The organism is Bifidobacterium pseudolongum subsp. globosum (genome assembly GCF_000741295.1).
Taxonomy (GTDB): domain Bacteria; phylum Actinomycetota; class Actinomycetes; order Actinomycetales; family Bifidobacteriaceae; genus Bifidobacterium; species Bifidobacterium globosum.
Window position 1 is genome coordinate 50,815 of sequence record NZ_JGZG01000010.1, and the last position, 24,597, is coordinate 75,411.

At 63.2% G+C, this 24,597-nt stretch carries 19 protein-coding genes; 7 read left to right on the top strand and 12 right to left on the bottom strand.

Features of this window, described 5'->3' with window-relative positions:
* Positions 1-99 precede the first annotated feature (99 nt).
* From BPSG_RS06950 to BPSG_RS06960, 3 genes are read right to left on the bottom strand one after another with little or no spacing between them, the layout of a single operon-like run.
* A complete protein-coding gene (locus BPSG_RS06950) occupies positions 100-777 on the bottom strand; it encodes an anthranilate synthase component II (protein ID WP_051592053.1) in 678 nt (225 codons plus the stop codon).
* 34 nt (positions 778-811) lie between these two features.
* Positions 812-1,909 (bottom strand): class E sortase, encoded by a 1,098-nt coding sequence (locus BPSG_RS06955; RefSeq protein ID WP_026643793.1) that lies wholly within the window; start codon positions 1,907-1,909, stop codon positions 812-814.
* A 27-nt stretch (positions 1,910-1,936) separates the two neighbouring features.
* Entirely contained in the window at positions 1,937-2,674 is a 738-nt protein-coding gene (locus BPSG_RS06960; RefSeq protein WP_026643792.1) for a DUF881 domain-containing protein, read from the bottom strand.
* A gap of 105 nt (positions 2,675-2,779) precedes the next feature.
* Between BPSG_RS06960 and crgA the strand changes: the two genes are divergently transcribed.
* The gene (gene crgA / locus BPSG_RS06965; protein WP_026643791.1) at positions 2,780-3,259 is read left to right on the top strand and encodes a cell division protein CrgA; all 480 of its coding nucleotides are present in this window, start codon (positions 2,780-2,782) and stop codon (positions 3,257-3,259) included.
* Positions 3,260-3,271: 12 nt separating this feature from the next.
* Here crgA and BPSG_RS06970 read toward each other — a convergent pair whose 3' ends face one another.
* Both BPSG_RS06970 and BPSG_RS06975 read right to left on the bottom strand, forming a co-directional pair.
* The gene (locus tag BPSG_RS06970; protein ID WP_026643790.1) at positions 3,272-4,492 is read right to left on the bottom strand and encodes a THUMP-like domain-containing protein; all 1,221 of its coding nucleotides are present in this window, start codon (positions 4,490-4,492) and stop codon (positions 3,272-3,274) included.
* A 404-nt stretch (positions 4,493-4,896) separates the two neighbouring features.
* A complete protein-coding gene (locus tag BPSG_RS06975) occupies positions 4,897-5,700 on the bottom strand; it encodes a rhomboid family intramembrane serine protease (protein WP_026643789.1) in 804 nt (267 codons plus the stop codon).
* Positions 5,701-5,897: 197 nt separating this feature from the next.
* On the opposite strand from BPSG_RS06975, the gene BPSG_RS06980 reads away from it, so the two are divergent.
* Together BPSG_RS06980 and BPSG_RS06985 are read left to right on the top strand one after the other, a co-directional pair.
* Positions 5,898-6,125: a hypothetical protein gene (locus BPSG_RS06980; RefSeq protein ID WP_026643788.1), complete on the top strand. Its 228-nt coding sequence runs from the start codon at positions 5,898-5,900 to the stop codon at positions 6,123-6,125.
* A gap of 265 nt (positions 6,126-6,390) precedes the next feature.
* A complete protein-coding gene (locus tag BPSG_RS06985) occupies positions 6,391-7,488 on the top strand; it encodes a DUF805 domain-containing protein (RefSeq protein WP_051592052.1) in 1,098 nt (365 codons plus the stop codon).
* Between the two features lie 128 nt (positions 7,489-7,616).
* Here the strand turns inward: BPSG_RS06985 and BPSG_RS06990 are convergent, their stop codons facing one another.
* On the bottom strand, positions 7,617-10,070 hold the full coding sequence (locus BPSG_RS06990) for a glycogen/starch/alpha-glucan phosphorylase (RefSeq protein WP_026643787.1): 2,454 nt from the start codon (positions 10,068-10,070) through the stop codon (positions 7,617-7,619).
* A 245-nt stretch (positions 10,071-10,315) separates the two neighbouring features.
* Between BPSG_RS06990 and BPSG_RS06995 the strand changes: the two genes are divergently transcribed.
* A complete protein-coding gene (locus tag BPSG_RS06995) occupies positions 10,316-10,723 on the top strand; it encodes a sterol carrier family protein (RefSeq protein ID WP_026643786.1) in 408 nt (135 codons plus the stop codon).
* A gap of 100 nt (positions 10,724-10,823) precedes the next feature.
* Here BPSG_RS06995 and BPSG_RS07000 read toward each other — a convergent pair whose 3' ends face one another.
* Positions 10,824-11,171: a DUF3073 domain-containing protein gene (locus BPSG_RS07000; RefSeq protein WP_026643785.1), complete on the bottom strand. Its 348-nt coding sequence runs from the start codon at positions 11,169-11,171 to the stop codon at positions 10,824-10,826.
* A 146-nt stretch (positions 11,172-11,317) separates the two neighbouring features.
* Between BPSG_RS07000 and trpS the strand changes: the two genes are divergently transcribed.
* On the top strand, positions 11,318-12,421 hold the full coding sequence (gene trpS, locus BPSG_RS07005; protein WP_026643784.1) for a tryptophan--tRNA ligase: 1,104 nt from the start codon (positions 11,318-11,320) through the stop codon (positions 12,419-12,421).
* Positions 12,422-12,559: 138 nt separating this feature from the next.
* Here the strand turns inward: trpS and BPSG_RS07010 are convergent, their stop codons facing one another.
* Positions 12,560-14,275 (bottom strand): threonine/serine exporter family protein, encoded by a 1,716-nt coding sequence (locus BPSG_RS07010; protein WP_033502275.1) that lies wholly within the window; start codon positions 14,273-14,275, stop codon positions 12,560-12,562.
* Between the two features lie 325 nt (positions 14,276-14,600).
* Between BPSG_RS07010 and BPSG_RS07015 the strand changes: the two genes are divergently transcribed.
* Positions 14,601-17,357, top strand: coding sequence for a phosphoenolpyruvate carboxylase (locus BPSG_RS07015; RefSeq protein WP_026643782.1), 2,757 nt, complete (start codon positions 14,601-14,603; stop codon positions 17,355-17,357).
* Between the two features lie 590 nt (positions 17,358-17,947).
* Positions 17,948-19,159: a Fic family protein gene (locus tag BPSG_RS07020; protein WP_026643781.1), complete on the top strand. Its 1,212-nt coding sequence runs from the start codon at positions 17,948-17,950 to the stop codon at positions 19,157-19,159.
* Between the two features lie 21 nt (positions 19,160-19,180).
* Here BPSG_RS07020 and BPSG_RS07025 read toward each other — a convergent pair whose 3' ends face one another.
* The 4 genes from BPSG_RS07025 to BPSG_RS07040 form a co-directional block, all read right to left on the bottom strand.
* A complete protein-coding gene (locus BPSG_RS07025) occupies positions 19,181-20,044 on the bottom strand; it encodes an aldo/keto reductase (RefSeq protein ID WP_026643780.1) in 864 nt (287 codons plus the stop codon).
* 354 nt (positions 20,045-20,398) lie between these two features.
* Entirely contained in the window at positions 20,399-21,916 is a 1,518-nt protein-coding gene (araA, locus tag BPSG_RS07030) for an L-arabinose isomerase (protein ID WP_026643779.1), read from the bottom strand.
* A 50-nt stretch (positions 21,917-21,966) separates the two neighbouring features.
* Complete coding sequence (locus tag BPSG_RS07035; RefSeq protein WP_026643778.1) at positions 21,967-22,659, bottom strand: L-ribulose-5-phosphate 4-epimerase; 693 nt, start codon at positions 22,657-22,659, stop codon at positions 21,967-21,969.
* A gap of 52 nt (positions 22,660-22,711) precedes the next feature.
* Entirely contained in the window at positions 22,712-24,331 is a 1,620-nt protein-coding gene (locus BPSG_RS07040) for a xylulokinase (protein WP_026643777.1), read from the bottom strand.
* Between the last annotated feature and the right edge of the window lie 266 nt (positions 24,332-24,597).

Consider the following 24,597-nt stretch of genomic DNA (forward strand, 5'->3'; position numbering starts at 1 on the left):
GTTGGGGTCGCCAACACTGTGATTGCGGGGCGTGTGCACACTGCACACGCCCCGCAATCACATCGGGCCGCATTCGCGGACCCCGGACGAATCCGTCTGTCAGCGCACGATCTTGGGCTGCAGGCCGATGCTGCGCTCCACCGCGCTCTGCTGGCCGCATTCGGCGAGCCAGTTGGCAAACACGCGGTAGCCGTCCTGCGTCATCACCGATTCGGGGTGGAACTGCACGGCGACCATCGGCAGTTCGCGGTGGCGGATGGCCTGCACGATGTGGTCGTCCACCGTCCACGCGGTCACCTCGAGTTCGCCGGTCACCGACTGCGGCTCCACGGCGAGCGAATGGTAGCGTGTGACGACCATCGGGTTCGCCACACCTGCGAAGATCTCGTCGTCCGCATGCTCCACAAGGCTCGTCTTGCCGTGCATGATCGTCGGCGCGTGGCTCACCGTGCAGCCGAACACCTCGGCGAGCGCCTGCATGCCCAGGCACACGCCGAACATCGGCTTGCGTTCGCGCGCGCACAGCCGGATCACGTCTTCGCTCACGCCGGAGTCGGAGGGCGCACCAGGGCCGGGCGAGATTAGCACGCCGTCATAGCCGTCGAGCGCGCCGTCCGCCTGCACGTCGAAGGCGTCGTTGCGCACCACGGTCACCTCGGCGCCCAAGGTCTTCAGATACCCGACAATCGTGTATACAAACGAATCGTAATTGTCTATCACAAGGATGCGCGCGGCGTCATCCGCGGCTCCGGTGGTGTGGTCGTTGGCCTGTTCCATAGCATTCATCTTAGGGCTCTCTCTTGTCTGGTCGTCAGATCGTCACGTAGTTCGACATCTGTTTGAGGAACTCGATATTGCCGGCGGCCCACGGGAATCCCCACTGGAACAGCGCGCACACCGCGGCGAACACAAGCAGCAGCACGAGCAGCCAGCGCACCGGCGCGGCGCCCGGCTGGTGGCGCAGCAGCCAGCCGTAGATGTCGGTGTCGGGCAGCGACGTGCGGCCTTCTCGGATCGCACGCAGCGCCGGCCAGCGCCATGCGACGGCGGCGGCCGCGAACACGAGCGCGTAGACGGCGAGCGCGCCCCACACGTACGGCGCGAGCGAGCCGATCGATGTGAAGAACGACTGTTTCTCGTTGTTCACGAACTGCACGGCGCCGTCAGGGCCCTCCTTGGCGAGCTCCTGCGGAATGCCGTCGGCCACCTTGGCCCAGTATGCGAGTTCGCCGAAGCTGATCCAGCGGTGCGTGGGCGTCGTGTATTTCGGCTCGCATGTGGTCATCGTGATCATGCGCTTGGTCGGCGCTTCGCCCGGGTGTTCGGGGTTCGACCCAATCACCGAACCGTCGTCCGGGGTCACGATTGTGTAGTTCGTGTATTGGTAGACGTACCAGTAGTCCTGCGAGCGGATCACGATCGCGTCGCCCGGCTGCAGCCGGTCCACGTCGCCGAGCGGCTGGCCGTAGCCGTTGCGGTGGCCGGCGATCGCGAAATTGCCCACTTGGCCGGGCATCTGCGAGGTCTCATAATGCCCCAGCCCGTGCTGGTTGAGCTCCACGAGCGACGTGCCCTGCACCAGGTTGCGCTCCCACTGGTCGCCGAAGCGCGGAATGTACACGCGCGCCATCAGCTCGCCGACGCGCGCGGATTCGGGTTGCACGGGCGGCTCGCCCTGCTGCGGCTGCGCGATTGTGAGCGCGCCGCCGGCGTCGGGCTGCGCCCAGGCGACCTGTTGGCGCGTCTCTTCCTGCACATGCGCGGATTCCACGCCCGTCCACCACTGCATCCATGCGACGTACAAGCCGCAGATCGCGGCGAAGGTGAGCAGGACCTCGGCGATGACCGTGATGATCGACCGCGAGACGCTGCGGCGAGGTGCGGGCGCGGATTGCTGGCTGTGTTTCATGATTCCCCCGTTTGTCTATGCACGGGACTATTCGTCCACGCGCGCGTACTGCAGCGGCTGCAGCAGCAGCGGTGTGCTCGCGAATTCCAGGCGCTCTTCGTCCTTGACCTCATACCCCAGGCCGAACGCGTCCACATACTGTTTGTAGATCTGCACGGCCTGCGAATTGTCGAGCGCATGCTTCATCAGTTCGGGCGGCCCGATCGCGGAGATCGTGAACGGCGGCGAATACTTCTTGCCCTGCAGCAGCAGCACATTGCCCGAGCAGATCACCGCGGACGTGGGCAGCAGGCGCTGGCCCATCACCTCCATCGATTCGGCGCCCCCGGCCCATAGCGCGTTGACCACGGCCTCCACATCCTGCTGGTGCACCACGTATTTGTCCCAGTCCACACTTGAGCCCGCGGTGTCGGCCACGCTTTGCCACATCGACGAATCGTGGAGCGTCACGGTGACCCCGGGACCCTCCACCGCCGGGAGCATCGTGCTCGAGCCTGCGTTCTCGCTCGCCGTGGACTTGCGGCTGTTCTCCTGCGCGCTCAACGCGCCCACCTGCGCACTGAGCTCGTTGACCTCCTGCTGCAGCCTGTCGGCCTGTTTCACGCGGTTCTCCACGAGTTCCGCGGCGTCGGACGAGACCGTGGTCGTGCGGTTGACGCGCATGTTGGTGACGAGCAGAAAGCCCGCGAATATGATCACCAGGAACACGGAAATACTACCGATCAGTGTTTTCCGTGTGCCGTGCTTGGGTGTACGCTTCGCCATGCCGCCTCCGAAATATGGTGATTTTGCTCAAATGGCCGTTGTGGACTTCGCGTTTCGAGTGCAACCACTATGATAACCAGTAGCCTATTAAAGGAGATAAGACAAATGGCTGACGAAGAGCTGCACACAACACCCACGGATGGCCAGACTGAGGTTGAGGCGAGCGTGACGGTAGAGGAAGCCGAGCCAACCACTGCCGATCAGGGCAAGGGAGAGCACGACGACCACCCCACGCTGGCCGAGGCCGCCACCTATGTGGAGGACGACGAGATTCCGCTCGGCAAGATCCAGAGCGTGCTCGATTCCACGGTGGACGAATCCCAGCTGACCCCGCAGATGCGCCGCATGATGCAGCGCCAGAAGGAGAACTCCAAGCGCGTCGAAGAGAGCATCAAGGGCACCAAGGCCAACCCGAGCTGGTATGTGCCGCTGTTCTGCACGCTCATGGTGATCGGCCTCGTCTGGGCCGTGGTGTTCTACCTGACCAACAACACCTACCCGATTCCGGGCATCGGCTTCTGGAACCTCGCCATCGCGTTCGGCTTCATCCTGGTCGGGTTCCTGATGACCGTGGGCTGGCGCTGAGCGCCCCCATATTCATGTGGTTGCGGGCGGGGCTTTGTGCGCGAGGATCAGCACATGGCGCCCGCCCGCGTCCGTTGTGGCGAACAGATAGTTGCTGCCACCGTCTTTGAGCTTGAGTCTCCTGCGCAGCTGCGGCGCGGTGAGCGGGAAATTGCGCACGGCGATGTTCGCGTGCGTCACGCCTTCCAGCAGCGCTTTGAGTTCGCGCTTGCCCATGCCGCCTGTACGCGCGATCTCGAACGCGCGCCCGGGCACCGCCCCCACCGGCTGTTCGCCCACGAACAGGTGGCTGTTCGGACCGATCTGCGCAAGGCTGGGGCATTGCCGTTGCAGTGCGGCGAACGCACCCGCCTTCATGATCGACGCGTTCGGCTCCACCAGGTAGCGCATCCGCTTGATTGACCCGGCCGGCGCAATCGACGGCCGCTGGTCCTCGGTGGCGCGGAACGCCACCACATCGTCGTCATTGATGCAATCCACGCGCACATCACCATGCGGCGCGCGCGTGAGCATGAGCAGCAGCTCCTTGCACTCGTTGCCCGTGGAGACCACGGCCACGCGCTGCACCGCCCCGCCGAAGTCCTCGACCGCCTTGCGCCAGTCGAGCATCGGCGAGAGTTTGACCATCACCACCGGTGCCTTGGCAAGCAATTCGTCGCGCAGGGCGAGCACGTCCGGCGTGCAGTCCTCGATCGCGTAGGTACGCGAGCCGTGTGCATCGCGGCGCGCGGGGTCCACATAGATCATGCTGGCGGGCAGCATGGTGCGCAGGAACTCCACGCCGTCGGCGCGCTCCACGCGCGCGTTGCGCACGCCGAGCGCGTGCAGGTTGTGTGCGGCGAGCGCGCACAGCTGCGGCTGGCGTTCCACATACACCGCCTCGTCGAACCGCTGCGCGAGCGCCCAGAAATCCACGCCCAAGCCACCCGTCAGGTCCACAAGCCGCGTGGGGTGCGGCAGGTCGGCGATGAGCTCACACGCCAGCCGGGCCTTGGTATGCGCGGTGAACTGCGACGAGCACTGCTCCATCGGCACATGCGCGGGGTAGACCACACCGCTGCACGCCGCCCACGCGGGCAGTTTGGTGCGTGCGATGCGCCGGCCGGCGATCTGGTCGAGCGCGAACGGCAGGTCGAGCCCCGGCTCGCCGCGTTTGGCGTGCAGGGCGAGGTCGCGCGGGTCCTCGCCGGCGTGCGCGTCGATGAATGCGCGCGTGGCCTCGGATATGTGGATTCGCGCGATGTCGCTCGCGTGCGGCGCGGCATCACGGGGGATATGGTTCGGCATAGCACCATTGTAGGAACATCATTCCCAGCATCATTCCCAGACGAACGTCATACACACAGGGCCAGCATGTCTTCTGACATAACGTGAAATGTGGATAGCTGGATTGCCACTATATATGGGATTCGCTGTATTGAGAATCCCTAATTATGCTTGGAATTCCACCGATTCTCAGTAATGTGGATAACTTCTGTCCACATTGTCCACAAGTGGACAACCATAGAGATATCAACATTTGTGGATTACCCTGTGGATAACTTTTGCCTGAATCCTCACGATATCCCCGACTTATCCACAAGGTTTTCCACATTTGTGGATAACTACATGCGTGTAATTCTCCTGAGCGGCGTCAGTCACCCCAGATTGGCGGTCCAGACCATAGGCTGCAACGCCGGATTGCCCGCGTTGCAGAATGCGAAGAGCACCGCCATGATCACCACGAACACACCGCCATAGATGCCGATGCGCACAAGCGTCGATGTGCGCCGCAGCGCGGGCACGCCGTCGATTGTGAGCAGCGTGAGCAGACCACCCACGACGAATCCGCCCAGATGCGCCTGCCAGGCGATGTTCGGTGTGATGAGCGGCATCAGGAAGTTGATGCCCATCCAGATGAGCATCGAGCGCAGGTCCTCGCCCACCTTGCGGTAGACCACGAGACACGCGGCGAACAGACCGAACAGTGCACCCGACGCACCATACGACGCGGTGAGCCAGTTGAACTGGTTGCCGCTCAACGCGGCCCACACCATCATGCCCATGCCGCCGCCGATGCCCGAGACGGCATACAGCACCAGATACGCCCAGTGCCCCATGAGGCGTTCGAGGAACGGCCCGACTGCCCATAATGTGAGCATGTTGAACAGGATATGGAATATCGACCGTGGTTCGTGCAGAAACATCGACGTGATGAACGTCCACGGCTCGCGGAACGCGGAAGCCGGCTGGAACATGCCGAACTGCAGCAATCCATTGAGCAGCTGCGGCGCCAGGAAACCCAGCAGCAGCTCCACGATCCACAGCGCGATGCACACCAGCATGATCGCAACGGTCACCACGGGGTCGTTGTTGCGCCAGCGGGCGCGGATGGAGCGCGCGGAAAACACCTGCCGCATATGGGGGGAATCGGGGAACAGACTGAAACGTTGATGTGCCATACCCGCCACCCTACCAATGCGCACAGCCCGACCGGTTCCCGCGCGCGGATGGGGTAAGCTGGAAGGCGGGTGTGCATGCCAGCCGAACCCGACTTGCCATCAGCACAATGCGGTCGCGCAGATGCGGCCTTGGCTTTATGATGGAGAGCAGAGTTGGCTGGGGACACCGGTCAACGCCAACATGGAAAGGAGCCGTCATGGAGAATCATAAGTCTTCAAACGGTTGGAAGTTCTTCGCGCTGCTCTTCGGCGCCCTGCTCGCCGCAGTCGTGGGCGTCTACGTCTACAAGCAGCAGAACCCAGATTACGATCCGTGGGAGGAACCGTGGGAGAACAGCTCTTCCCCCGTTGATCTGACGCTCGCGAAAGGCAAGACGGAAGACGACCTGGACAAGGCCGACGCCCCTGCCGCAGACGCCGCCTGACGGTTCGGATACTGATTGGGACGGCGCATAGCGCCGGCGCCCCAGCGAAAAGGACGCACCACTGTGGTGCGGCCTTTTCGCATTGCCCGCACATGCGGCGACAAGGACGTCGCCATGCCACGGCGATGCAACCGTTTTCGGACACCGAATTGCCGCGCAAATCAGTGTGCCATATACTCAGAACCACCATATTGCTGTGTTGCGATCATCGCTGTTTGCAAACGTTAGCGGCACTGTACAACACTGACACCAAGGAGAGCCAATCATGACTGACCCGTTTGCCACGCCTGACCCGCAAGCCCCCCAGGAGCCGACCCCCGTGTACGACTCCGCGAATCCCGCAGGCAGCGCGCCGCAGGCTCCGCAGCCGAACGAACCCGCGCCGGTTCTCTACGGTGAGTCCGTCACGTTCACGGAGACGAGCACGCCTGCACCAAACCCGTCGCCGGCGTACGGCGCGCCCGCAGACCCGTCTGCAGCGGCATTCAACGCACCTGCTTACGGCGGCGCCCCTGCGGCAGCCGATCCAAACGCGGCGGCGTTCAATGCGCCTGCGCCGGCCGTTCCGGCGTATACCGCGCCCACCTACCCCGCGCCGGCGCCCGTCGATCCGACCGCCGCGACCTATGGCACCCCGACGTATGAGGCGCCAACCGTGCCGCCGGCGCCCGCCGCTGCACCGGCATATGGCGCGTCGGTCGCGAACGTGCCGCCAGTACCGGCCGCTTCCTACACGACAAGCACAGGCCTGCCGTACGCGGGCACGCCATCGTACGACCAGATGCCGCCGGCGGCGACCCCGGGCTACGCCCCAGCGCAGCCCGGCATGCCGGTGGGCGCCCCCTACGGTGCCACCGCGACTGAACCGCCGATCAACATGCCATGGTATGGCATCGACTTCGTGAACGCCATCAAGCGCTTCTTCACCAAGTACGCCACGTTCTCGGGCCGTGCCTCGCGCGGTGAATTCTGGTGGGTCATGCTGTTCCTCTTCCTCGTCTCCTTCGTGTTCAACCTGCTCACCCACGCGTCCAGCTTCTTCAACGTGCTGAGCGCGATCTGGGGCCTCGCCATACTCGTGCCGCAGATCGCGCTCGCCGTGCGCCGTGTGCACGACGCGAACCTGCCGGGCGGCTGGGTCGCGCTCCCCTACGGCATTGAGGTCCTGGGCGTCCTAGTGATGACCTTCTCGACGATCGGCGCGGTGACTTCCGGCCTGAGCGGCAGCAGCGGCGGTGTCGGAGGCGGCATGGCCGGCATCCTGATTGGCTCGCTCATCATGCTCGCCGGCGCAGTGACTGCGATTGTGCTCTTCGCCAAGCAGAGCGACCCGCAGGGCGCGCGCTTCGACGCACGCCAGTAGTCGGCCGCACTGCACAAAAGAACAGGGCGCTCCCTCACGGGGCGCCCTGTTGGTATATCTGCATGCAGATACAAAGACGCCCCGGGCACACAACCCGGGGCGTCTTGTCAGTCGCTAATGCGCACGGCTCACTTGAGCGGGCCAGTCATCCACACGCGCTCGAGGTAATCCTCGATGGAGCGGTCGGAGCTGAAGTAACCGGAGTTGGCGACGTTGATGATCGCCTTGCGGTTCCACTCGAGCTGATCGGCGTAGAGGGTCTCGATCTCGGACTGAATGTCGTGGTACGCCGTGAAGTCGGCGAGCGTCATGAACCAGTCCTTGGTCAGCCAGTCGGAGACGAGCGGGGCGTAGGTGTCTTCGTCGCCGTCCGAGAACGTGCCCTTGGCAACCATGTCGATGGCGGCCTTGAGGCGCGGGTCGGCTTCGTAGTACTTCGCCGGATCGTAGCCGTCGGCGTACATCTTCTCGACCTCGTCGACGGTCATGCCGAAGAGGAAGAAGTTGTCGGCGCCCACGCGCTCGCGGATCTCGACGTTCGCGCCGTCGAGCGTGCCGACGGTGAGCGCGCCGTTGAGGGCGAACTTCATGTTCGAGGTGCCGGAGGCTTCCTTGCCGGCCTGCGAGATCTGCTCGTCGAGCTCGGTTGCCGGAATCAGGTACTGGGCCACGCGGATGTTGTAGTTCCACGGGAACACGACCTTGAGCTTGCCCATGACGTCCGGGTCGTTGTTGATGACCTTGGCCACGTTGTTGATGAGCTGGATCGTCATCTTAGCCAAGTAGTAGCCCGGGGCCGCCTTGGCGCCGAAGATCACAGTGCGCGGGGTCACGTCTTCAATCTTGACCTTGCCGCTCTTGATGTCGGCGTAGGTGGCGATGACCTCGAGGATCTTCAGGGCCTGGCGCTTGTACTCGTGCAGACGCTTGATCATCGTGTCAAACATCGTGCTCGAGTCGATGTCGAAGCCGTATTCGCGCTTGGCGAAGTCAGCGAACTTGATCTTGTTGTCGTACTTGACCTGCGCGAACTTCTTCACGAACTCGTCGTCCTGGGCGAGCGGCTCGAGGTTCTTGAGCAGCTCGAGGTCCTCGAGCCACTTGTCGGTGCCGAGGCCCTCGGTGATCAGGTCGGAGAGGCCCGGGTTCGCGAGCTTCATGAAGCGGCGAGGGGTCACACCGTTCGTCACGTTGGTGAACTTCTTCGGGAACAGGTCCGAGAAGTCGCGCAGCGTCACGTCCTTGAGCAGCTGCGAGTGCAGCTCGGCCACGCCGTTGACGTGCTCGCCGGCGTACGAAGCGAGGTACGCCATGCGCACCGACGGGGTGTCGCCGGCGGTCACGATGCGCATGCGCTCGACCTTGGCCTCGTCGTCGGTCATCTCTTCGAGTTCGTGCATGAACTGGTCGTTGATCTTGTTGATGATCTCCATGTGGCGCGGCAGCAGCTTGGAGATGAGGGCGACCGGCCAGACCTCAAGCGCCTCAGGCAGCAGCGTGTGGCAGGTGTAGTTGAAGGTCTTGGTGGTGATGTTCCACGCGGTGTCCCAATCGTAGCCGTACTCGTCGAGCAGGATGCGCATGAGCTCCGGAATGCCGATCACCGGGTGGGTGTCGTTGAGCTGGAAGCAGATCTTGTCCGGGAACGTGGTCAGGTCCGGCTTGTCCTGGTTCGGGTAGAACACGCGAATCGCGTCGTGGATCGAAGCCGAAGCGAAGAAGTACTGCTGCTCAAGGCGCAGCTCCTTGCCGACCTCGGTGGAATCCTCCGGGTACAGGATCTTGGAGATGTTCTCTGCCTTGACCTGCGGCTTCACCGCGTCGAGGTACTCGGACTTGTTGAAGGTGAGCAGATCGAACTCGTCGTAGCTGCGGGCCTGCCACAGGCGCAGCGTGTTGACGCGGCCGGACTCATAGCCCGGGACCATGTAGTCGACCGGGATGGCGCGGACCGACCAGCTCGGCTTCCACACGCGCTTGCCGTCTTCCTCGACGACCTCGCCGCCGAAGCTCACACGCTGATCGCGCTCATAGTCGATGTGGCCCCACGGGTCTTCGTTGGTCAGCCAGTAATCCGGACGCTCGATCTGGCGGCCTTCCTCATCGAATTCCTGACGGAAGATGCCGTAGCGGTACTGGATGCCATAGCCGAACGCCGGCACGCCCAGCGAGGCGAGCGAATCGATGAAGCACGCAGCCAGACGGCCGAGGCCACCATTGCCCAGACCCGGCTCGTACTCGGCGTCGGTCACCTGCTGCGGGTCGAAACCGAGTTCCTTCACCGCGGCTTCGAACTGCTCGGTCAGGCCCGAGTTCAGCAGCGCGTTGCGCAGCTGCTTGCCCATCAGGAACTCCGCGGACAGGTAGCCAACGGCCTTGGTGTTGCCGTTGATCATGTCCTGCTGGGTCTTCATCCAGGAATCCATCAGGTGCTTGCGCACGGCGGTCGCCGCCGCAACGTACACATCCGCCGGCTTTGCCTGCTCAGGCGTGACGCCCTGCGTGTACTTAAGCTCATTACGGATCTCGTCCGCGAACTGCGCCGCGGTTACCGAGGACTTCGGTGCCGTAAGTTCGGTCATATCTATGACTCCTCTGAACATGTCATTTTTCCGTGAACGCACACTGGAATGGGCCTGCTCTTGTCTTGTTCGTTTTTCCAGACGGTCACTCCCGATATGCATACGCTCTCAAACTCAAAATCATAGCATACGCCCGTAGCAAACCCGCCTTGTGGGCGCACCAGTCCGCATTGCGGGACGGGCGGCCATGCATCGCGCCACCATGCGCGCCATGCGCAATCCACGCCCGCGCGCACAATGGCCCCATGGCAGTCATTCGCAAAACAGACATCGCCGCGGGCATGCAGGCGTTCGACGACTGGTGCGCCGCCGCGCACGCGCTCGAAGGCACCGTGCCGCGCACGCAGATCGCGCCGCAGCTACCGCGCCCGATGATGGCGCTCGCCGTGCGCTACTCACTGCACATGCTCGAGCTCAAGGCGCCCGGCCCCGGTGTGGAGGTACGCGTGGCGCCGTGGGGCGCAATCAAGATCCTCGACGGCCCGGCGAGCGACCCGCACAACCTGACCCCGCCCGACGTGATCGAACTCGACCCGAGCGTCTGGCTGCGCGTGGCGAGCGGCGTCACGACCTGGAATGAGGAGCGCGCCGCGGGGCATATCACCGCGGTCGGCGAGCGCGACGACCTCTCCGCGCTGCTGCCGCTCGGCTGAGCGCACCCCATACGGATATGCGCGGATTCCATAATATATGGAATCCGCGCATATCCGCCCGGCCACATGGCGCGATGCAGTGTGCGCCGTGCGGCCGAACTCACTCGTGCTTAGTGTGCTTGAGGCTTTCCGGCACTGGCATCGGAATCGGCTTGTGCGGTTTGGGCGCCGGCGTGACCGGCATTTCGCCACTGGTGGCTTTCGCCGCGGCTTCGGCCGCCCACTTGGCGTACTCGTCGAGATCGTCTTCGGGTTCGGTGACTTCCGGCTGCGCCTCTTCGGGCTGCGCATATTCGTCTTCGACGTCGGCGAACGGGTCATATGAACCGGTACCGGGCTCGTGCGCGCCCAACTCCTTGGCAAGCTCGTCATAATCCGTGTCAGTGGTCAGGTATTTGAGCTTCCTAGCTATCTTCTGCTGCTTGGCTTTCTGACGTCCGCGGCCCATCTGACCCCCTGGGATTAACTGTTTGCTATCGATTCATCACATAAGAGAGTACCACTTATTATGACCTGTGTTGTTGTCTGCTCAGATTTCTACGATGAGACCACTACGATTTCCCGTTTTTTCTTGGCATAAGGACGTTGAAGAGCATGGCTGAAGCACACGAGGCGCGACTGACCGCCGCAGGCAATGAGATGAGCGCGAGTTTCCTCGCAGCGAAGAAACGCTCGGATGAGACGCTCGCGAAGCTCGAGGAAAATCCGGGCAAATTCACCATGCTCACCGGCGACCGCCCGACCGGCCGCCTGCATCTGGGCCACTTCTTCGGCTCGATCAAAGAGCGTGTGGCGATGCAGAACCGCGGCGTCAACACGAACATCATCATCGCCGACTATCAGGTGATCACCGACCGCGACACGACCGAGCACATCGACGACAATGTGCTCAACCTCGTGATCGACTACATGGCCGCCGGCATCGACCCCGAGCGCACGATGATCTTCACGCACTCCGCGATCCCGGCCGAAAACCAGCTGATGCTGCCGTTCCTTTCGCTCGTGACCGAGGCGGAGCTGCACCGCAACCCCACCGTCAAATCCGAGATGGAGTCGTCGGGCCATGCACTGACCGGCCTGCTGCTCACCTACCCGGTGCACCAGGCGTGCGACATCCTGTTCTGCAAGGCGAACGTGGTGCCGATCGGCAAAGACAACCTGCCGCACGTGGAGATCACGCGCACGATCGCGCGTCGCTTCAACGAGCGTTACGCGAAGAAGAATCCGATCTTCCCGGAGCCGGCCGCGATCCTCTCCGACGCCCCGGAGATCCCCGGCCTCGACGGCCGCAAGATGAGCAAGTCGTACGGCAACTCGATCATGCTCGGCGCCACGGCCGAAGAGACGGCCAAGCTCATCAAAAAGAGCCCCACCGACTCCGACCGCAACATCACCTTCGACCCCGAGAACCGCCCGCAGGTGGCCGCGCTGCTCACTACCGCCGGCCTGGTGACGGGCCGTGACCCCGCCGAAATCGCCGAGGAGATCGGCAACGGCGGTGGCGGTGCGCTCAAGGCATATGTGACCGAGTCCGTGAACGAGTTCCTCGCGCCGCACCGCGAACGCCGTGAGGAACTGGCGAAGGACATGGACACGATCCGCGACATCCTGCACGATGGCAACCGCCGTGCCAACGCGATCGCGAACGAGACGCTCGACCAAGTGCGTGAGGCGATGGGCATGCGCTACGACCGCTGATCACGAGTCATAGGAGTATAAAACAGTGGCCTGGTGAATCGCGTTGGTGCAGATTGCACGAACGCGATTCATCAGGCCACTGTTTTGCGAACATCCTTGGTGCAATCCGCGACGAAGCGATTCGCCAAGCACGGTCGACTACACGTCATACCGCCATGATTTGTCGGTGATCACGCGCGCCATCGCCAATCCGATCGGCAGGCAGATGATCACCATGAACGCGCAGAACGCCCAGTCGAGCGCGAGCAAGGTCTCGAACTGCCCCAAGTGGAACATCGCCTGATACATATACATGCCGGGCACCATGATCACGATCGACGGCACGGTCAGGCAGATGCGCGGGTAGCCCAAGTGCGGCGGCAGCATGCCGTGCCTCACCGCGGAACGCCATGCGGACGCCAGCAGTCCGGCGAGCATGGCGCCGATGAACGCGCCGGCCTCTGGGGCCAGGCCGTAATCCACGAGTTCGAGCCGCAGGGTGTCGGTGATCATGCCGATCGTGGCCGCCACAAGGCACATGCGCTGCGGCGAGTTGAACATCATCGAGAAGCCCCAGACGCCGATGAACGCGAACAACGCGCGCAGGGCGCCGTTCACCCACGGATTGAGGTTCGGAGATTCGAAACCCTGAGGGTTGAGATGCACGAGCGACGCGATCATCCACCCCGCGAGCGTGGCCATCAGGATGATGCACAACACGTACATCACCCTTTGCACACCCGAGGGGAAATCGATTTTCGCCATATCGAGGCCGCCGGTGATGAGCGGAAAACCGGGGATCACGAACAGCATCGCGCCGATGTACGCCGTGTCATGCTGCAGTGCGAGCGGGTTGAACAGGCCGATGAGGCGCAAAGTGCCCACGCACGCGAACGCGGCCACAGCCACGCACACGAAGGTCACGAAAAACTGGTTGAGATGATGCGCGAACAGCCGCCGCCGCAGCCACTGGCCGAGTCCGGCGCCGACGAACGCGCCGATCATGTCGTACGGCGCGCCGCCGAGCAGGAACACGAAGGACGCGCAAGCGCACGCCGACGCAAGGCCGGAAAGCGCCGGCGAATACAACGGTTTGCGCCGTTCGATCATGTCGAGCCGCTTGTGCACATCACGCACGGTGATCCCGCGCTCCGGCTGCGCGAGCTTGCCGCCCGCCGCCCGCTCGCGGCCGCGCGGCAGATCGAGCTGCTCGGCCTGTTCGCTCGCGGTGTCGCCGCGGCCGTCCGCCTTGACGAGCGCGTCTATGACGGTCTCATTGACTTCGCCGCCCCCGCTGGCCGTGCCGTGGGAGGCGAGCGCGGCCTCGTAATCCTCGACGGCGGCGCGTTCCGCGACACGCGCATGGTGCCGCTCCTCCCGCAGCCGCTTCGCCATGTCCGCAGACACCTGCGACGCGTCACGCATGTCGAGATGCTGCATGAGGCCCGCGGAGACCTTCGTCTCACGGTGGTACATGGAACCGGTGCCGAGATTCACACTGAACCAGTCGGCGAAATGCTCAAGCAGCCAGATGCGCTCGGTGTTCACACCGGTCGTCGGCAGATTGACGACCTCCGTGATGCGGTCCTTGCCGTCCGTGCACGTGGCCTGGATGTCGGTGAGATTCACGTCCGCGCGCACATGCACGTCGAGCGGGTAGGCGATGCGGTGCATCATCTCGCGCACACGGAAGCTGCCGGTGCCCGCCCCTAGGTCGAGCATGCCCACGCGCACGATCACACTCGCCTTGGCGGCGATCCCGGCGTCCACAATCGGTTTGTCCCAGTCGCGCTCAATGTCTTCCATGTCGAGCGGAATGGAGTGGGAATGGTATTTTCCTACGGCAGTGGCGCCGCTCTTCACTTCTTCCTGCATGATTCCCAATGTAGTTGCAGTGGTGGCCTCCCCACTTTTTTCGGCACATTCAAAAAGTGGAAGCATATTCACGCTCACCTTGCAGATTGTGCGCGCTGCAGCGCACACTTTGTTGAGGGGCGCCCAAAAAGTGCCCGGGGCCAATCTCACATCATGGCCCAAAATGTGCCGGTGTAACACAACTGTCGATTCCCCGCGCATACAATGTGCGTGCAACTGAACTGAACTAGGGCTGTGGGCTCGCAACGGCCGGCCAACACAACTGCGGAGGAGCCGCAGAGGACCGACTGACCGAGCAACCCGATGTTTGGAGAAGGAGGTCTGAATGACTGATCAAGAGCAACCACTCACTCCTGCGGATACCGGCGTGGTCACGTCCGGCTTGGGCACGAAAACCCCCGAGGAACACAAACTCCCCGATTCGTTGAGCAACGACATGGAGTTGTGCCTGGAGATTCTGCGCGGGGTGCTCGCCGAATACGACGAATCCCTGCTCACCATGTTCGACACCGTGCGCCAGTACGCAGTGGATGCGAGCACCGAACGATTCTCCGGTGTGCTCACCGACACCCACCCCGAACGCGACGATCTGGAGATGGCCGTCAAGACCATCGACGCGATGAACCTGCATGACGCGCAGCTGCTCGCCCGTGCGTTCGCCACGTATTTCCATCTGGCGAACCTGTGCGAGGAGAACTACCGTGTGTCTGTGCTGCACGAGCGCGAAGCCAAGGTGGACGACAAGCAGGCGATCGACCCCGTCAATGAAATGACAAAGGCCTACCACCAGCTCATCGCCGAAATGGGGCCGGCCCAAGCCAAGGAACTGCTCGGACGCCTCGAGTTCCACCCCGTGTTCACCGCACACCCCACCGAGGCGCGCCGCAAGGCCGTGGAAGGCAAGATCCGCCGTATCGCGGAGCTGCTCAGCGCCCACAAGTACTTGGGCGGATCGGACAAGAAAGAGAACCTGCGCCGTCTGTACAACGAGATCGACGCGCTGTTCCGCACGTCGCCGACCGCGCTCAAGAAGCCCACGCCCGTTGAGGAAGCGGACACGATTCTCGACATCTTCGACAACACGCTGTTCCACACGATCCCGCAGGTCTATCGCCGTTTCGACGACTGGGTCCTCGGCGACGAGGCCGGCCTTGTGGAGCCGGTGTGCCCGGCGTTCTTCCACCCCGGAAGCTGGATTGGCTCCGACCGCGACGGCAACCCGAACGTCACCGCCAAGGTGAGCCGCCAGGTGGCCCGCAAGTTCAGCGACCACGTGCTCGCCGCGCTCGAAGAGGCCACACGTACCGTGGGCCGCAACATGACGATGGAATCCGAGACCACCCCGCCGAGCGATGAATTGCGTGCGCTGTGGAACCAGCAGAAAGAGGTCAGCGAGCGCCTGACAAGCAAGGCGTCGCTCATCTCCACGCAGGAACTGCACCGCGCGGTGCTGCTCGTGATGGCCGACCGCCTGCACTACACGATCAAGCGCGACCACGACCTCATGTACCACACGTGCGACGACTTCCTGGCCGACCTGCGCATCGTGCAGCGTTCGCTCGCCGAAGCGGGCGCCAAGCGCGCCGCGTACGGCCCGCTGCAGGATCTGATCTGGCAGGCCGAGACCTTCGGCTTCCACATGGTCGAGATGGAGTTCCGCCAGCATTCCGTGGTGCACGCCCGCGCGCTCGACGACATCCGCGAGCACGGACTGCACGGCGAGCGCGGCCCGCTCCAGCCGATGACGCACGAAGTGCTCGACACGTTCCGCGCGCTCGGTGCGATCCAGCGCCGCAACGGCGTCAAGGCCGCGCGCCGCTACATCATCTCGTTCACGAAAAGCGCGAAGAACGTGCGCGACGTCTACGAGCTCAACCGCCTGTCGTTCGCGAACCCCGAGGATGCGCCGGTCATCGACGTCATCCCACTGTTCGAGCAGCTCGAAGACCTTGAGAACTCGGTGAACGTGCTCGACGAAATGATCAAGATCCCCGAGGTGCAGGCGCGTCTCAAGCAGACCGGCCGCAAGCTCGAGGTCATGCTCGGCTACTCCGACTCGTCGAAGGACGCCGGCCCCACCACCGCGACGCTCGCCCTGCACTCCGCGCAGGAGCGCATCGCGAAGTGGGCGGACGAGAACGACATCGACCTGACGCTGTTCCACGGCCGCGGCGGCGCCGTCGGCCGCGGCGGCGGCCCGGCGAACCGCGCCGTGCTCGCGCAGCCGAAGGATTCGGTCAAGTGCCGCTTCAAGCTCACCGAGCAGGGCGAGGTCATCTTCGCGCGCTACGGCAACCCGGTGCTGGCGATTCGCCACGTCGAGTCCGTGGCCGCGGCCACGCTGCTGCAGTCCGCGCCGAGCGTGGAGAAGACGAACACCGAGATGACCGAGAAGTTCGCGCCGATGGCGAGCAAGCTCAACGAAGTTTCACATGAAACATACCTTGACCTGCTCAATACGCCGGACTTCGCGCCGTGGTTCTCGACCGTCACGCCGCTCACCGAAATCGGCCTGCTGCCGATCGGCTCCCGCCCCGCCAAGCGCGGCTTGGGCGCGAAGTCGCTCGACGACCTGCGCACGATCCCCTGGATCTTCTCGTGGGCCCAGGCGCGCATCAACCTGGCCGCATGGTATGGCCTCGGTTCGGCGTGCGAGGCGTTCGGCGATCTGGACACGCTGCGCAAGGCGTATCAGGAATGGCCGCTGTTCTCCACGTTCATCGACAACATCGAGATGTCGCTCGCCAAGACCGACGAGCGCATCGCCAAGATGTACCTCGCGCTCGGCGACCGCGACGACCTGCGCGACAAGGTGCTCAACGAGATGGAGCTCACCCGCAAGTGGGTGCTCAAGATCGTGGGCGACGCATGGCCGCTCCAGCACCGCCACGTGCTCGGCCAAGCGATCCGCATCCGCTCGCCGTACGTCGACGCGCTTTCGGTGACGCAGGTGCTCGCGCTGCGCTCGCTGCGCAAGAAGGTGGACAAGGAAGAGCTCTCGAAGAGCCAGCAGGCAGGATTCATCTACCTGATACTCTGCACCGTTTCGGGCGTTGCCGCCGGCCTCCAGAACACTGGCTGATGATAAGCGATGCCAAGTGAGGCTGCCGCTATCGCGACCATGGTCGCGATAGCGGCAGCCTCACCAGCGGGGTGTGGGCCGGTTCGAAAGGACTGGCCTACACCCTTTTTATGATGCAGAGCTTTTTGATGCACTGGGTAAGTGCTTATATCCCCTAGGGATGATTCGCCCCCTGATGCAGAGCTGTGTGGCACAAAGCCTTGTGTCCTTCGTGCACCAACATCCCTGCCGCAACCCCAACACCCAACGGATTCGCCGTTCTAGTCACGGTTTTCGCTGTTTTCGTCACCGTTTTCACCGTTACAGTCACTTTTTCGTTTGTTTGTTGACCAAAACGGCAAAAACCGTGACGAAAACAGCGAATCCCCCTTAATGGCAGCGTATATAGAAAAGAGCTGCCACACACCACGTTTGTCGCTACTCCACACATCCTTATTGATACAAACTATAAATAAGAACTCCCGAAAGCCGTGTTTCACCATTATCCGCTTGTTCTAATTTATAGAAACTATCAATAAGAACGCATGAAACGCGCTAGAATGCTCCCATACCGCACGAAAACACTATGGAGTATCAATAAGGGGCACCTGATGGCAGATGAATACAGACCACTCGCCACATTGTTCCACATGGACGCCTCCACGGCCGCACCCGCACATCTCGAGGAGCTCGCCCATGCCCGCCTGACCGCGGACTCCACATTCCGCACAGGGATTACTACGAAGCTGGGCGAATTGTTCATCGGCATGCCACGTGAACTCACGCGCCAGCTCAACGACGTGCTTGCGCGCGAACGCTCGATCGCAGTGCTGTGGAACGGCATCCCGCGCATCATGAAGCACAGCTACATCGTGCATGCGATCAACGAGGAGATCCTCTCCACCAATGACATCGAAGGTGTGCGCAGCACGCGCAAAGAGGTGCAGGACGCCGTCGAGACAGCGCAGCACGAAGCCGCGCAGACCACACATGCCTCCCGCTTCGCGGAGTTCGCCCGCCTCTACTTCGGTCTGACCGACGAGCATACGCAGCTGCCGCAGACGCTTGACGATTTACGCACGATCTACGACGACGTGATGGGCGACGACCGCCCCGACGGCGAACTGTTCCGCAATGGCGACGTGGAGATCATCGGTGCCGGCGAGCGCATCGTGCACACCGGCGCACACACCGAGGCCCGCGTCAATGAGCTGCTCACCCAGATGCTCGCCTTGATGAGGTCCGAACAGATCCCCGCGCTGTTGGCGGCCCCCGCCGCGCATTTCCTGTTCGAATACACACATCCGTTCTACGACGGCAACGGCCGTATGGGCCGGTATCTGCTCGCGTTGAATCTGCAGCCCACGCTCACACTGCCCTCCGTGCTTTCGCTTTCGCGTACGATCGCCGACAACCGGCAGCGGTATTACAAGGCGTTCAGCAGCGCGGAGAATCCACTCAACCATGGCGAGCTCACGTTCTTCGTGCAGACGCTGCTCGATTGCGTGGCGCAGGCGCAGACCGCACTCATCGAACAGTTGACGCAGCAGTTGAACCGTTTGGGCAGGCTCAGCGCGCAGTGCAACGACCTCGGGCGCGAACACCGGCTGTCCGAGCATGCGCAGGAGACGCTGTTCGCACTCATGCAGGAGACTGCCTTTGGCACCCGGGCCGGCATGACGCTCGACGATACAGCACAGCACCTGCAGCTGTCCAAGCAGAGCGCGCGCAAAACCGTGGAGGAACTCGAGCGGGCCGGGCTGGTCACATTCACCAAACGGCGTCCACTCACGTTCGCGTACGCGGGCGAGCTGCCGGAATGACGGGCTTTGCCTCAGTACCGCTCACGCATACGTGAAGGTCATCGGGTCGTGGCCGGCGCGCGTCGGACCGTCGAGCGCGTCAATCTGCGCATGCTCTTCCAGTGTCAGCGCGAAACCGAACAGGTCGAGATTCTCACGCTGGCGCTCGGCATGCACCGACTTCGGGATGATGATCGTGCCGTTCTCGATGTGCCAACGCAGGATCACCTGCGCGGGCGTCACGCCGTGCGCGGCGGCGATGCGCTCGACGACGCCGTTCGCCAGATCGGCGCCGCGTGCCATCGGCGAATACGCCTCCACCGCGATGTTGTGCGCGCGGCAATACTCCACGACATCGCGCTGCTGCCATGTGGGGTGCAGTTCGATCTGATTGACGGTCGGGTACTCGCCTGTCTCATCAAACAACCGATCAAGGTGCTCGGGCATGAAATTGCAGACGCCGAGCGCGCGCACACGTCCGTCTTCACGCAATTTGCGGAACGCCTTCCATGTTTCGTCACTACGCCAGTCGAACGGCGTGGGCCAGTGGATCATGTACATGTCCACATAGTCGAGCTGCAGCAGTTCGAGCGAATGGTCGAACGCGCGCATGGCGGAATCATAGCCCTGCTCGGAATCGCGCAGTTTCGTCGTCATCCACAGTGACGCGCGCTTCTCACCGGTGTTGTAGCCGGTCGCGGCGAGCGCGCGCCCCACGCCCTCTTCGTTGTTATAGCCGGCGGCGCCGTCGATGTGCCGGTAGCCGACTTCCAGCGCCGATTCGACGACCGGCACCACGCCTTCGTCGTCGATGCGCAGCACACCCAACCCGATTTGCGGAATCTTCGTGCCGTCATGCAGGGTGATGAGGGGGATGTTCGGGATCTGGTCAGCGAGCGTGCTCATAAGTGCGCCTTTCTGTATATCTACGACCGATGCTAGCACCGCGCATGCAGCTGGCGATCAAGTTCAGCAAGGTCCTACGCCATGCACCACTTGCCGCCTTCCCCTCTGGCCACCCCTCCTACGCGCTGCCCTCTGGATTCGCTGTTTCGGTCACTGTTTTCGCCGTTATCGTCATCAATCCAGCGAAAAAGTGACCATAACGGCGAAAACAGTGACGGAAACAGCGAATTGTCAGCCGTCTACAGACGCCAGAGGCATAATCCCCGGAACCGGGCGCAGAAAACCGTGCGCCGGCACCCAATGGGCACCGGCGCATGGCAGGAGGAAGGAAAGGGGAAAGTAAGTCCTGATCAATCAGTGGCGGTTGCGCAGCTCGTGGACCATGTCTTCGATCTCGAGTTCGCGTTCGAATTCACGTGGCGTGGTCTCGGCGTCGATCGTCGCGAGTTCGACGCCGGCGATGCGCGCGAAGTCCTCCCACGCCTCACGTCCGACCGACGTGGTCATGCAGGTGTGGTGGGAGCCGCCGGCGCGCAGCCAGCATTCAGCGGAGACCTCGAGGTTCGGCTCGGGCTTCCACAGCGCCCGCGCGCACGGCAGCTTGTCAAGCGAGCCGAGCGGTTCGACCACATCGACGACGTTCATCAGCATGCGGAAGCGCGTGCGCACGTCGGCGAGCGAGACGACGACCGCGTCCTGTTTCGGCGCCACGGTGAACACAAGGCGCACCGGGTCGGCCTTGCCGCCGATGCCGAGCGGGTGGATCTCCAGACGAGGCTTGGCGATCGTGCCGACCGACGGCGAGACTTCGAGCATGTGCGAGCCCATGATCATCTCATTGCCGGGCGTGAAGTTGTAGGAATAGTCTTCCATGAGCGAGGCGCCGCCGTCGAGGCCGTAGCCCATCACTGCGCCGATGCGCACGAGCACCGCGGTCTTCCAGTCGCCTTCGGCCGAGAAGCCCCAGCCGTACTCCGAGGGGAAGCGCTGCGGACCCACGCCCGGCAGCTGCGGCAGGGCGCCCAGGTCCTCGAAATTGTCCACGCCGGCCGTGCAGTTGTTGGCGCGCATCATATTCACCATCGCGCATTCCTCGCGCGCGGCGATGAACAGCGAATCATAGTCCTTGTCGAGCAGTTCGGGCGCGATCTCGTACTTCGCCTTGTAGTCCTCGATGAGGTCCTTGACCTGGTCTTCCTTGACAGCATTGTAGGCTGCGACGAGCTCGTTGACGGCCCACGTGTTGATTGAGGCGCCGAACACGCGCTCCGCTTCGGTCTTGTCGCCTTCCGTCACGGCAACATTGCGCATGTTGTCGCCCCAGCGCATCACGTTCATCGTGTTCGAGGCCTGCCAGCCGGCGCACGCGCGCGCCCAGACGCCGATCTTGTCGGCGACGGCCGGGTCGGTGTAGTGGCCGACGACGATCTTGCGCGGAATGCCGAGACGCGTGACGATGTAGCCGTATTCGCGGTCGCCATGCGCGGCCTGATTGAGATTCATGAAGTCCATGTCGATCGTGTTCCACGGAATCTCGAAGTGGTGCTGCGTATTGAGCTGCAGCAGCGGCTTCTTCAGTGCCTCAAGACCGCGGATCCACATCTTCGCCGGCGAGAAGGTGTGCATCCAGGTGATTACACCGATGCAGTTGTCGTCCGCGGAGGCATCGACCATGAAGCGGCGCACGCCGTCCGACGATTTCAATGTCGGCTTGAGTACGAGCTTGACGGGGATTCGGCCGCTCGCGTTGAGCGCATCGACGATCTCGGTGGACTGCTGCGCCACCTGGCGTAGCGCCTCTTCGCCATACAGGTCCTGCGACCCGACGCCGAACCAGATTTCCTTGCCCTCGAATGGGTTGTTCATGGTCATGGTGTGTTGCCTCACTTCACTGTGGATGGTTGACATGGGTTATGGGCGGCTCAGTGCTGGCCGTATACGTTCTGGTAGCGGTCGTTGAGCTTGTCGATGTCTTCCTGCGGGATCGGGATGATCTCGCCCAGCTGGCGCGCGGCCCACATGGTGTGCGCCACTTCCTCCGTCATCGCCGCCGCCTTGACCGCCGCTTCGGCGTCCTTACCGATGGTGAACGGGCCGTGGTTCTGCATCAGCACCGCCGGCGACTTGGGGTATTGCTTGAGCGTCTCGACCACGCCTTCGCCGATCGCCTCGGACCCGATCAGGCGGAACGGCCCGACCGGCACGTCGCCGTCGAACTCGTCGCCCATCATCGTCAGGCCGCAGGGAATGTTCTGCCCTGTCGCGGCCCACGCGGTCGCATAGGTGGAGTGCGTGTGCACCACGCCGTACACGTCCGGCATATGGCGGTAGATGTAGGCGTGCGACGCGGTGTCGGACGACGGCGATTCCGCGCCGTCCACCACATTGCCGTCCAGATCGCACACGACCATCGAGCTCGGCGTCAGGTATTCGTAGCGCAGACCGGAGGGCTTGATCACCATCAGGTCCGCCGTGCGCAGGCGCTGCGAGACGTTGCCGGCCGTCCACACGACGAGATTCCACTTGATGAGCTGTTCGTGCAGCGACGCGACCACTTCGCGCACCTGCTTGACTTCCGCGCGGACCTCCGGCCCATACTCTGCGAGCGTTGCCATTGTTGTTCCTTTCCGTATTGGCTGAATGACTGTTGGATTGACTGCTGGACGATTATTCGGCGCCGATCGGCATGCATTCGACCGCCGTGCGCTCCACCGGCAGCGCCTGCATGAACCGCGCGAAGAACATGCGGAATCCTTCCACATCGGCGGGTTGCGGGTCCTCCGTCACGGACTGCGCATTTGCAAACACCACGTCGTCGAGATAATCGGCGAGCGGCGTCTCCGCATGCCGCAGATAGCCGGCGAGCACCGCCATGCCCCAGGCACCGCCTTCCGATGCCGTCGTCATCACGCGGATCGGCGTATCGAACGCGGCGGCGAGGATGCGCTGCGCCACAACAGGCGTGGCGAAGATGCCGCCATGCCCCACGAGCGAATCAATCTGCACGCCCTCGTCATGGGTCATCACATTCATGCCGATCGTGACCGGCGAGAACGCGCCGAACAACTGCGCGCGCATGAAGTTCGCGAGGTTGAACCGCGCCTCCGGCTCACGCACGAACAGCGGGCGGCCCTCGGCGAGCCCGGCCAGGAATTCGCCGGTGCGGAACGGGTAGGCGAGCATGGCGCCGGCGTCCGGGTCCGCCTGCTCGCTGATCGCGCTGCGGAACAGCTCGCCGTACAGGTCGGCGTCGCTGACCGAACCGCCGTTGAGCTGGGAGAATTCGCGGAACAGGTTGATCCACGCGTTCAGATCCGAGGTGAAGTTGTTGGCGTGGCTCATGCCGGCCAGATCGCCGGCCGGGGTGGTGACCAGATCGACTTCCGGGCGCAGCGTGGACAGCTTGTGCTCGAGCACCACGGTGGCGAAGATCGATGTGCCGGCGGAGACATTGCCGGTGCGGCGGCGCACGGAGTTCGTGGCCACCATGCCGGTGCCCGCATCGCCTTCGGGCGGGGCGAGCGCAACGCCCGGCTGCAGCACGCCGGATGGGTCGAGCAGCGCCGCGCCCTCCGGCGTGAGCGTGCCGGCCGGCGTGCCTGCGACGAGCGGCTCGGGCAGCAGGTCCTCGAGTTTCCACGGTTGCGCGGCCACTTCGGGCAGCGCGTCGAATTGCTCGATGAACGCCCGCTCATAGGTCTTCGTCTCCGGGTCGATCGGGAACATGCCGGAGGCGTCGCCCACGCCCAGCACCTTACGGCCTGTGAGCTTCCAGTGCACGTAGCCGGCGAGTGTGGTGAAGTAGCGCACCGAACCGATGTGCGGCTCGTCGTTGAGCACCGCCTGATACAGATGCGCGATTGACCAGCGCTCGGGGATGTTGTATTGGAACAGCTGCGAAAGGCGTTCGTGCGCCTCGCTCGTGTTCGTGTTCTGCCATGTACGGAACGGCACGAGCAGTTCGCCGTCTTCGTTGAACGCCAGATACCCGTGCATCATCGCGGAGAAGCCGATCTGGCCGATGCGCACGAGCTTCTGCCCGTACTGCGCCTCCACGCAGTCGGCGACGTCGGCGTAGACGCTCTGCAGGCCGCGCCAGATCTTGTCCACGTCGTACGACCACAGGCCGTCCACGAGATGCGACTGCCAGCCGTAGTCACCGGTGGCGATGGTATTGCGCTCATCGTCGATGAGCACGGCCTTGATGCGCGTGGAGCCGAACTCAATGCCGAGGGACGTGCGCCCGCTGCTGATCTTCTCGGCCACCTGGTCTTGCGAATCCGACATCGTTCCTCCCGTATGAATGTGCACGTCGTTGTTGGCTATCTCTATGTTAGCGCTCACATGCATGGAAACACGCCAAGGGGCCAAAATAGCACTTGCCTTCGGTGAGCACCGGCAGGTCAACACGCCGAGCAAGTGCTGGCATTTCAGTCTTTGGCTGATCGTCGGCGCCCATCCTGCGTGTTGGGGGGGGGGAGCCACACACGCGGTACGTTGAAATACACACACAGTGGCGGCACGGGCTTCGACGCCGAAACCCATGCCGATTG